This window comes from Desulfoluna sp. (assembly GCF_030145185.1).
Classification (GTDB): domain Bacteria; phylum Desulfobacterota; class Desulfobacteria; order Desulfobacterales; family Desulfolunaceae; genus Desulfoluna.
This window is the reverse complement of record NZ_JAQYWB010000117.1, coordinates 1-10,378: the sequence shown is the minus strand read 5'-3', so window position 1 is coordinate 10,378 and position 10,378 is coordinate 1. Positions and strand designations below refer to the sequence as shown.

The following is a 10,378-nucleotide window of genomic DNA, read 5'->3' as shown; positions in this document are numbered from 1 at the left end:
CGAAAAGGCTTGATTGACGGGCAATGCGCTGCTATAAGTCTCTCACAAATTGCCGAAGTGGTGGAATTGGTAGACGCGCTAGTTTCAGGGACTAGTGAGAGCAATCTCGTGGGAGTTCGAGTCTCCCCTTCGGCACCAAAAAGACTTTAAAAGCCTCTGCATTCATTTGCAGAGGCTTTTTTGTTTTGCGTGAGGCCACATTCCTGTTCACCGGCTGCCACAGCTATGATATGGATTTTATGAGTTTTCCAAATCCCCCCTCAAAAGAAATGTAAAAAATCAGAAAGGGTCTGCATGCTTCGATGTCATCTGAGCCCCCTCCTTCCGTGTCTTCTGCTTCTGCTGCTGCTGGGATTTTTCCTGACGCCCGCCCCTTGTGCTGCGGAGGACCCGAACTCAGCCTTTGTGGAGATCGGAGGAAACCACAGCCCGAAATTTGGCGGCGCTCAGGGAGGGCTATCCCAATACAACGACCACACAGCCTTTCTGGCGGGATTCGCCCTGTTCGGCTCCTCCGCCTTCGACAACCCCTTTGCCGGCATCACCCTCGCGGCACGGTTCCATACCGCCAACCCCTTTCACGGGTTCATCACCCCTTTTGTCGGCGTGGGTGGTTTTGCCGGATACAGCCAGGAGGAAGAGAGCGCTGAAGAGGACGATCTCGACAACGACGACGACGGTGAGGTAGATGAAAAAGGAGAGGTCAAACAAAGCCGCAGCGACTCCCTGGCAATCCTCTACCCCGAAGCAGGCATTCATATCAACATTAAGGGAGACGGCCTCTTCACCCTTTCGGCTCGTTACAACCTGACAAGCAAGGGTCACGATCTCGATCACTGGGTCTACGCCCTCGGATTTACAATCCCCTTTCAATTTTAAGGAGACCCCCAATGCCCACACAAAAGCTTGAGCTGGCGCCCCTGACACCGGACGACTACACGGCCCTGATCTCCTGGGTCACCGATGAAAAAAGCCAGGCTGTCTGGGCTGCCAAAACCTTTTCCTATCCCCTTACCCGGGAGGACCTCGATGATTTTATCGCGCTCTGCCTGGCGGACACCCCCCACCGTGAATTTATGAAAGCCATAGATAAAGACTCCGGCTCCATGGTGGGCGTGTTCAGCCTGAAGCGCATCGACAGCATGGGCCATACCGGGCACTTGAGCATGATCATGGTCTCCCCGGAAACCAGGGGGCAAGGAACCGGCTCGGCCATGGTCCGGGCCGCCCTCTCCCGCGGGTTCGACACCAAGGGCTTTCGCCGCATGCAGCTCTACGTCTTCGACTTCAACACCGCCGCAAAAAAATGCTACGCAGCCTGCGGCATGGCCCACGAAGGCCGGGGAAAAATGAAAATGACGTACAAAGGAGAAGAGTGGAAGGTGGAGGTGATGGGGATATCAAAAAATGGCGGTGGGAGATAGGCCATAGGCCATAGGCCATAGGCAATGGGCAATGGGCAATGGGCAGGCGAAAACCTTAGAAAATAAACGAATTTGCCTCGGGCAGTCCTGCCCGAATCAAAGGTCTGCCACTTTTTATGGGCTGGGTTTTACGTGGAGCGCCGCACTCCGGTGCGGCTTTTTGGTTCATCATCGACCCTACCGCATTATAATAAGGCACTGGAAGCTTGCCTCAAAAGGCGAACGTCCCTTGTCACCATTCAACTTCATCCTGTCTCTGCCTGGTCTCTTTTTGAAAAACTTCGCAAAAACGTTTCAGCCCGTAGGGTGAGGCTCCCGCACCGTTCAACGTTACGCAAACCGCCGACCCCGTCTCAACACTTATCACAAAATGCGGCGTTGAGGGTTTATCGGACGTTAAGCGGTGCGCACGGCGCACCCTACATTTCACATCGACACGGTTACCAAAAGACAGACCCTTTATAAGGTTTCCTTCTTCATCGACCCTGCCGTATCGGTGTATGGCGATTGGGTGGCATGATCTGAATAGTTACCTTCCCTTTAAAATTGATCCACTAAAATAAATTGAGGCATGGACACGATGAACCCGTCAATAATCAAAGTAACACCCTGGGAAACTACACACTTTCCCTGCGTTTTGACAACGGAGAGGAGCGTTTTTTTGACGTCAAACCCTATCTCACTCTGGGCAGATTCTCTCAATTAAAAGAAAAATCTCTTTTTGAAGCGGTAAAGGTGAGCTTCGACACCATTGAATGGCCCGGCGAGCTCGATTTTGACCCTCAATTTCTGTATGAAAAAAGCGAACCGGCCCTTGAAGAAGCTGGTGGTAGTGAGGAGTGAGGAGTGAGGAGTGAATAGTGAATAGTGAATAGTGAATAGTGAATAGTGAGTGGTGAGTGGTGAGTGGTGAGTGGTGAGTGGTGAGTGGTGAGTGGTGATGGAGTCGCTGCGCTCCATCAATGATTTAAATGGCCATGAGCCTCGCGAATACCTTGAACCAAGAACGACGAACGAAGAACCAAGAACGCCCTTCCCCTTCAGCCCTTCCCCTTCAGCCTTTCCCCTTCAGCCCTTCCCCTTCAGCCCTTCCCCTTCAGCCCTTCCCCTTCAGCCCTTCCCCTTCAGCCTTCAGCCTTTAGCCTTTAGCCTTTAGCCTTCAGCCTTTCCCCTTCAGCCTTTAGCCTCCCCCCTTTAGCCATCCCCTCCCCCCTTCAGCCATCCCCTCCCCCCTTAGCCTCGTTATTTCCAGCGTATACTCACTCACGGGATGAGCGGAGACCTCAATAGAAATAAGGGCATCCATGCCGAGGACCTCCAGGATGAAGGTGTCGTCGTCAAGGGTGGGAATGAGCCGGGCTGAGGTCCCCGGGTCAATATCCATATAAAGGTCCTCCCCGCGCCCGATGATAAGATACTGTTCCCCTTGAAATCCCAGGAGCCGGTACCGCCGGATATACTCGCCCCCCACAATGTCACTGACGACAAAGGGGGCTTTCTCTTCGGTCACCTGGAGCCAGGTGGTGTCCCGGGAGACGCCTTCATGGGTGTGGATCACATGGGTGGAACACCCGGAGGCCATGAGAAGCCACCCGAAAAGAGCCGGGAAAACGAGAAGTCGTTTGATCATGGGGAGTCCTTGCGTCCTTATTAGAGATGGGTCTTTTTGATATGAGGGATCGTGTTCAGGGTTTCCTTTGTCGCTTCCAGCTCCTGCCTGCCTGTGCACAAAGGCGGCCCGCGTCGTGGTGCAAGAGACACAGGTTAAGAAGGTGTTCTTCGGCCTTGACCATCGTTTCGGCCCCCTTCGTGATCTCATCACTCTTTCTCGCTCCCAGGCTCTGCCTGGGTGTGTCGGATGCAAGGCTCCGCCTTGCCGGTATGAAAAGCCGCGGTGCAGGGGTGAAACTCTCAGGTTGCTGGGTTTCCAGCTTGGAGGCAGAGCCTCCGTAGAGCATTCCCAGGCGGTGTCTGGGAACGAGGGGAAAAAAGCCGCACCGGAGTGCGGCGCTCCACTTGGGATGACGGCATCCGCATCGCATTAGCAACCCCGTGTACACGGTGATTCCACCTTGCAACCCGAGTGAACCGATCAACGACAATTTATAGACGTGCGACACACGGTGTGTGTTTTTTGCACCTTACGCGAATGCGGACGCATTTCAGCACGGAGTGACGATTCCCGATGCGCATTCGCAAATCGCTTGCGAGATGGCACACCTCGCCGTAGAAGGCTAATCCTCTTTAATCACGATGCGCTCCAGGCCATGGGCCTCGAACTCCTCGTCATATTTGGCGCCCATCTCCCCGAGCTTCTCCATCAACACCTCGGATTCCATCGCCTTGATCTTCTCTTCGTCTCCTTCAACATCAAAAAGATCCCGCATTCCAAGCCGCTGGGAGAGCTGACCCCAGAACTCATTTTCCACAAAATTTTCCATGAGCGCCATGTGGCGGCTCTCGGCCAGGGAGTCCTCGGTTTCGATGTAATCGCCATGCTTCTCGCTGAAGGTGAAGAGGCTTTCAAGGCCCATTTTCTTGTAGTGGGAGAAGATTTTTTTACGCAAGGCGCGGTAATCAGCCGTCTCTTCCGTGGGCTCCAGATCATGGGAATGCATCACGTAATCGGCCACCTGGACCATCTCCACCAAAAGGCGGTACTCTTCTTTGGATATGTTTAACAGCATACGATTGCTCCTGTTTTTTATAGCGGATTATAAATAAGGAAAAAAGCGCCCGATGACAAACCCCAGGCGAATCGAATCCGCCGGAAAAGGGTCCGCGCACCGGAACACCCTCAGCGGCAGGATATGCCACGTTAAATCAAAATTCTCAAGCCTAAAACCCGGATGTTCTACACGATCAGCCGGTCTCTCCTCTCCTGCAAAGGGCGTCCCACGGGAAGCCTGTCCTGACCCGGACATTTCATGAGAAACCGCAACACAAAAGGATATACAGTTTTATTACAGAGCGTTGTGGCGAAAATCAAGTGTTCGAAAAATACAAAATGTCATTTTGGGTTTTCTGTTCGATTTTCTCACCCTTCGGGCGCCTTATTTGTACGCGCGCCCGATCGACTTGAAAGCGCAACGCCAGACAGAATCAACCCGGCACTCACCAGATGAGTCCAGCCGATGGGCTCGTCCAGAAAAAGCATGGCCTCTACCCCGCTGAACAGCGGCAGCAGATAATAACAGACCGCCGTCCTGCCCGGTCCGATAAGCATAATCGCCCGGTTCCACAGAGTAAACGCAAAAAGAGCCGCACAAATACCCGCATAGAGCACCACCCCCATGGAGGAGACCGGCATCAGGGGAGCCAAAGCCACCCCCCGTTCCCAGAGATAGACAGGCGCTAACAAAACCAGCCCAATAAAGAAAGTGCTCGCCAGAAAACTCATCATAGAGAGCTTCACAGGTTTTCTTTTCACCAGCAGAGAATAAAACGCAAAGGTCAAGGCGGCCACCACCATCAAGAGGTCTCCGCCGTTAAATTGCATTTTCAGCAGCACACCGGGTGACCCGCCGGTAATCAGAAGCAGCACGCCCAAAAACGCAATAAGCGTTCCCGCCACCTTGGCCCCATGCATCTCCTCACCTTGAAAGAGCCAGGCCAAAATGACAATAAACAAAGGAGACACCATGGCGATCAGGGAAAGGTTCAAGGCTGTGGTGGTGTGTGCCGCCACATAGACCAGGGTGTTAAAAAGGGTCACCCCTGAGAAGGCTGCGATGGAAAGGTAACCCAGATGGGTTCTGATCTGCTTTCTCTCGCGGTACAGATGGGGCAGTGCCAGGGGAATCAGCACCGCCGTGGCAACGAACCAGCGCCAAAAAGCGAGGGTCACCGGAGGCAGCGAGTGATGAAACCCCCGAGCAATAATAAAATTCCCAGCCCAGAGCGCGGTGGCCCCCAAAGCACATAAAATTCCCATCCACAAGGCATGCCGATCTTCCACGTAAAACGCTCCCTATAGTGTAACGTTAAAAGCTGGAAGATACACGCCCCGGACAATTTTTTAAACGCCTCATTTTCGGTTCCCTTGCGGAACCCGTGCCCTTCGATCAAAGGAGACCGCTCTACGGGAGACAAACAGCCCTCTGACCGGCACGGAGTCTGAGCTATTCCCCTGGTGCACAGACTCCCTGCCGGCAAGCCTTTAACCCGGACATTTCATGAGAATCCGAAATGCAAAAGCAAATACATTTTTTTTAAGGACCCTTTTGCATCACGCGTTTTAACCCCGTCCGGCCTCAAAAAAGACCTATTGTTCGACCCATAAAGACGTGATACTCTGATAAATGGTCATAAAGCCGAAGCCCGGCTTGACCGGCCATTTTTCAAACTACTGAAACACAAAGGTTTACAACCCATGACTATACTTGACATTGTAACGTACCCGGCCAAAAGCCTTGCAGAACCCTCAGAAAAAATCACAGAAATCGATGATACTATAAAGACCCTGATCGAAAACATGGCCGAGACCATGTTTGAAGCGCCCGGCGCGGGTCTTGCCGCCGTTCAGGTCGGTGTCAATAAGCAGCTTATCGTGGTGAACACCACCGAGGGCGATGAGGCAGAAAACAGCTACATGGCCCTCATCAACCCTGAGATCGTGGAATCAGACGGCGAGTTCATCTCTGAAGACGAAGGCTGCCTTTCAGTGCCTGAACTACGGGCCACGGTGAAGCGCTTCAACCGGGTGAAGGTCACGGCCCTGGATCCCGACGGCAACGCCGTGGAGCTTAACGAAGAGGGTTTTCCCGCTGTGGTCCTCCAGCACGAAATCGATCACCTGAACGGCATCCTTTTTCTCAACCGCATCAGCTCCCTGAAGCGCGAGATGTACAAACGCAAAGTCAAAAAATGGATGAAGGGGCACTGATCCATGACTAAACCGTCCATCATTTTCATGGGGACCCCTGATTTTGCCGCCAATGCCCTTCAAGCCCTCCATGAGAGTGGACTTTTCGATATTCAGCTGGTGGTGAGCCAGCCTGATCGCCCCAAAGGACGCGGAAAAAAACTGGAGTCCACCCCGGTCAAGGCCTGCGCCGAATCCCTGGGATACCGGGTAGAGCAACCGGAATCCGTCAAATCAGAGGCATTTATCGAACTGACCGAAAGCATCGCCCCGGACTTTTTCGTGGTGGTGGCCTTTGGCCAGATCCTGAACCAGCGCCTGCTGGATGTTCCCAGGGTGTGCCCTGTCAACATCCACGGCTCTCTGCTGCCCCTATATCGCGGGTCTGCGCCTATTCAGCGTGCCGTGATGAATGGTGATGCCGTAACCGGCGTGACAACCATGGTCATGAACCGCGGCATGGATACCGGAGACAAACTCTTAGCCGTGGAAACGCCCATCGGTCCGGAAGACACGTCCGCCACTCTGCACGACAGGCTCTCCGTGCTCGGCGGCGAACTCATCGTCAAGACCCTTCCCGGCCTTCTGGACGGAAGCGTGGTCCCTGTCCCCCAGGACAACGAGGCAGCCACCCACGCGGCCATGCTCACCAAGGCCGAAGGAGAGATCGACTGGAACGTCTCTGCCCACATCATCGATTGTCGCCTGCGTGGCATGACCCCCTGGCCGGGGGCCTACACCTTTATGGATGGCAAACGCCTTCGCATCCATAAAACGCTGCCCGTGGAGACAGCCACCACCCAGGCCCCCGGAACCGTTGTCACCAGCGGCAAAGATCTGGAGGTGGCAACAGGTAAAGGGCTTCTGCGCATCCTCGAGCTCCAGGGTGCCAATGGGAAACGCATGTCGGCCGAGGCCTTCCTTCGTGGCAACCCCATGGACACAGGCTCCCGCATGGGAAGCTGAAAAGCCCCCGAAGCCCCCTTGCGATTCAAACGCCGCCGATGAAAACATGGGCGGCGTTTTTGATAGGTTAAGGGTTAAAGGCTAAGGGCTAAAGGCTAAGGGCTAAGGGCTAAAGGCTAAGGGCTAAGGGCTAAAGGCTAAAGGCTAAAGGCTAAGGGCTAAAGGCTAAGGGCTAAGGGCTAAGGGCTAAGGGCTAAGGGCTAAAGGCTAAAGGCTAAAGGCTAAAGGCTAAAGGCTAAAGGCTAAAGGCTAAAGGAAAATAGCCCGGGGCTTGAATCTGTCAATGTGCCAAAGGAAAAAGTTTGGGCACATTGGACAGATCCGTTAGATCGAACGGAACCTGTCTTGCCACAGGGCTGATTTCGATGCGCATTCGCAATCCCGTTTTCAAGGTATTTTAACCTAAGTGGCTTCGCCACCCTTGACGCCGGGGGCACGTTTTTATTTTTGTACCTTCCAGACACACTTAACCAAAACAGGACCCACACATGACCCAAGACGCCCGAAGTCTGGCATTTGAAATACTCACCACCTTTGACAAAAACGCAGCAGCCACCCTGGATACCGTCATGGATCGTATTACAGGAAAGGTGGAGCTGGACCGGCGGGAGATGGGCCTTGCCAACGCCCTTGTTTATGGTGTGCTTCGCCACCGAAGTCGCCTGGATTACACCATCGATCACTTTGCCGTCAAAGGGATCGCAAAGATCGACAAAAAGGTCCTCGCTATATTGCGGATCGCTCTTTTCCAGCTCCGATTCATGGACCGGATCCCCGAATCTGCAGCGGTGAACACCGCCGTGGAGCTCGCCAAAATCCAGGTTTCAGAAGAATCCGGTGGGTTTGTCAACGCCCTGCTGAGAAACTGCCTGCGTGAGCCGGAGCAGCCATCCCTTACCGACCTCACCCCTGAAGAAGAACTGGCAGTGACAACCTCCATGCCCCTGTGGCTGGTCGAGAAATGGATCGCTCGCATGGGCCTTGAAGAGACCGCGGCGCTCTGCCACGCGTCCAACGAAATCGCCCCCATTACGGTGCGGACCAACACCTTAAAAACAACCCGTGAAGCGTTGACCGAGCGCCTGGTTCCCCAGGTCGAGACCCTTATTCCGACCCCGGTGTCCCCCTTGGGTCTCTCCTTCACCTCCCCGAAGGTACCCATCTTCGACATGGACGTGTTCAAAGAGGGGCTGTTTCAGGTTCAGGACGAAGCAGCCCAGCTCATCGCCCTGATGATAAACCCCAGCCAGGGCTCACGGGTTCTGGATGTTTGCGCCGGCGTGGGCGGCAAATCCGGCCACCTGGCCCAGATGATGGAGAACCAGGGGCAACTCGTCTCCATGGATGTCGAAGCATACAAGCTTGAAAGCCTTGCACGGGAAATGAAACGCCTCGGCATCACCAACATCACCACCCAGGCCTGCGACCTCACCCGGGAAAGCCCCGAAATCATTGCTGACGGCTTCGATGCCGTGCTCGTAGACGCCCCCTGCTCCGGCCTCGGCGTCATCCGCCGAAACCCGGACACCAAGTGGAAATACTTCAAGCGCAACGCCACCCGCCACGCAAAGAAGCAAAAATCCATTCTCTCTGCGGCCGCCCGCTGTGTCCGCCCCGGAGGCACTCTTATCTATGCTGTCTGCTCCATAGAGCCCGAAGAAAATGGGGCCGTGGTGGAGGCCTTCCTTGAAAAACACGCGGATTTTCGTATGATGGAACCCTTTGACACCGTACCCAAAGGGGCAGAGGCCTTCATCACCCCCGAAGGATACGTGGCCCCCTTGCCTCACAAAAATGGCATGGACGGCTTCTTTGCGGCCCGCATGGTGCGGGTGAACAAATAAAAAACGGCCTCCGGCGGCAAGGTGGTGCCACCTTGAAAGCGGGATTGCGAATGCGACACGGCTGTCGGTACTCTCCGCACCTCGCGTCCGTATTCGCCTTATGGGTGAGGGAATGCATCCTACGTCGCAAACGCATGTGCTGTCGGTTCTTTCGTGTCAATTCACGGGTTGACATGAACCGGAATAACTCCGGCAGCCCTGCGGGGGACCAAAAATATGACGTCCCACAGGAACCCGTCTGCGCCGTTGCCACCTGTCCCCGTTTGCCGAACGACACGGACGCGAAGGTACGGAGCATTTTCGAACCTTCGGTATTTTTAAGATCGGGAAATCATCATGTTCAAGGGTCTTCTCAAATTCTTCACTCTCTTCGTTCTCTTCGTCGCAGCGGCAGGAGCCGCGTCCTTCGTGACCCTCACCTACATCACCGGAAGCGAAGAGAGCGTGGTGGTCCCCGACCTGGTAGGTCGTGATGTCATCTACGTCCTTGAGACCCTCTCCACCATGGAACTCAACACCAAGGTCAAGGGGTCGGAATTTTCTCCCCGCATCCCGAGAAACCGGGTGATTCTGCAGGATCCGGCCCCAGGCACCCGGATGAAGCGGGGCCGAAATGTCCGCATTGTCTTCTCTAAAGGCCCCCAGATAGTGCCCATGCCCTCCCTGAAACATCTCGCCCTGGCCGAGGCGACCATTCAGATCACCGAAATGGGCCTCGAATTCGGAGTCACCTCCACCCTCTTCCATCCCGGAATAGAAAAAGGGGCCGTCATCGCCCATGTTCCTGCCCCCGGAGCCCTGGTGGCTCGAGGAATCAAGGTGGACCTTCTCCTGAGTGAGGGCAAAAAACCAAAAACCCTGATGATGACAGATCTTACCGGAAAACCCCTGGATGAAGCCCTGGAACGTATCGAAACCATGGGGCTGAAAGTGGGGATCATCACCTCCAAACCCGCTGCCTCAGCCGAAACCAACAGCGTCCTGGCCCAGGACCCGGAGCCCGGATTCAAAGTCACCCAGGGACAGACCGTGGATATCACCATCAACCGTTCACCACGCCCCGATTCCGACCCCTCCGGCCCTGGCGTCACCGGCTCCCGCCTCTTTACCTGGCGAGTCGATGAAGGCTTTCTCAAAAAACACGTAAAAGTCCAACTGGTTGGAAACCGCCACACCGACACTGTCCTCGATCACGTCGCCCTGCCAGGGGAAGAGCTCTGGGTCCTGGTCCCCACCTTCGAACGCTCCACCCTCTTTCTCTATGAAGATGGACGCCTCAA

Annotated in this window: 10 protein-coding genes and 1 tRNA gene; 8 read left to right on the top strand and 3 right to left on the bottom strand. The window is 54.8% G+C overall.

The window, feature by feature from the left end; genetic code table 11:
• Window positions 1–51 precede the first annotated feature (51 nt).
• The 4 genes from Q1Q75_RS21670 (at window position 52) to Q1Q75_RS21655 (ending at window position 2,267) form a co-directional block, all read left to right on the top strand.
• Window positions 52–138: transfer RNA gene (locus Q1Q75_RS21670), tRNA-Leu, on the top strand.
• Between the two features lie 156 nt (window positions 139–294).
• On the top strand, window positions 295–879 hold the full coding sequence (locus Q1Q75_RS21665) for a hypothetical protein (RefSeq protein WP_300675142.1): 585 nt from the start codon (window positions 295–297) through the stop codon (window positions 877–879).
• An 11-nt stretch (window positions 880–890) separates the two neighbouring features.
• Entirely contained in the window at window positions 891–1,424 is a 534-nt protein-coding gene (locus Q1Q75_RS21660; protein ID WP_300675140.1) for a GNAT family protein, read from the top strand.
• 564 nt (window positions 1,425–1,988) lie between these two features.
• Window positions 1,989–2,267: a DUF2442 domain-containing protein gene (locus Q1Q75_RS21655; protein ID WP_300675138.1), complete on the top strand. Its 279-nt coding sequence runs from the start codon at window positions 1,989–1,991 to the stop codon at window positions 2,265–2,267.
• 337 nt (window positions 2,268–2,604) lie between these two features.
• Here the strand turns inward: Q1Q75_RS21655 and Q1Q75_RS21650 are convergent, their stop codons facing one another.
• The 3 genes from Q1Q75_RS21650 to Q1Q75_RS21640 form a co-directional block, all read right to left on the bottom strand.
• Window positions 2,605–3,054, bottom strand: a complete 450-nt coding sequence (locus Q1Q75_RS21650) for a hypothetical protein (protein WP_300675136.1) — start codon at window positions 3,052–3,054, stop codon at window positions 2,605–2,607.
• A 604-nt stretch (window positions 3,055–3,658) separates the two neighbouring features.
• A complete protein-coding gene (locus tag Q1Q75_RS21645) occupies window positions 3,659–4,111 on the bottom strand; it encodes a hypothetical protein (protein WP_300675134.1) in 453 nt (150 codons plus the stop codon).
• Window positions 4,112–4,461: 350 nt separating this feature from the next.
• Window positions 4,462–5,382 (bottom strand): DMT family transporter, encoded by a 921-nt coding sequence (locus Q1Q75_RS21640; protein ID WP_300675132.1) that lies wholly within the window; start codon window positions 5,380–5,382, stop codon window positions 4,462–4,464.
• 414 nt (window positions 5,383–5,796) lie between these two features.
• On the opposite strand from Q1Q75_RS21640, the gene def reads away from it, so the two are divergent.
• From def to Q1Q75_RS21620, 4 genes are all read left to right on the top strand, one after another.
• Window positions 5,797–6,309, top strand: a complete 513-nt coding sequence (def, locus tag Q1Q75_RS21635; RefSeq protein ID WP_300675130.1) for a peptide deformylase — start codon at window positions 5,797–5,799, stop codon at window positions 6,307–6,309.
• A gap of 3 nt (window positions 6,310–6,312) precedes the next feature.
• On the top strand, window positions 6,313–7,254 hold the full coding sequence (fmt, locus tag Q1Q75_RS21630) for a methionyl-tRNA formyltransferase (RefSeq protein ID WP_300675128.1): 942 nt from the start codon (window positions 6,313–6,315) through the stop codon (window positions 7,252–7,254).
• Between the two features lie 488 nt (window positions 7,255–7,742).
• Window positions 7,743–9,098, top strand: a complete 1,356-nt coding sequence (gene rsmB / locus Q1Q75_RS21625) for a 16S rRNA (cytosine(967)-C(5))-methyltransferase RsmB (protein ID WP_300675126.1) — start codon at window positions 7,743–7,745, stop codon at window positions 9,096–9,098.
• A gap of 336 nt (window positions 9,099–9,434) precedes the next feature.
• Window positions 9,435–10,378, top strand: a 944-nt coding sequence (locus Q1Q75_RS21620; RefSeq protein ID WP_300675124.1) for a PASTA domain-containing protein, incomplete at its 3' end; no start/stop codon positions are given.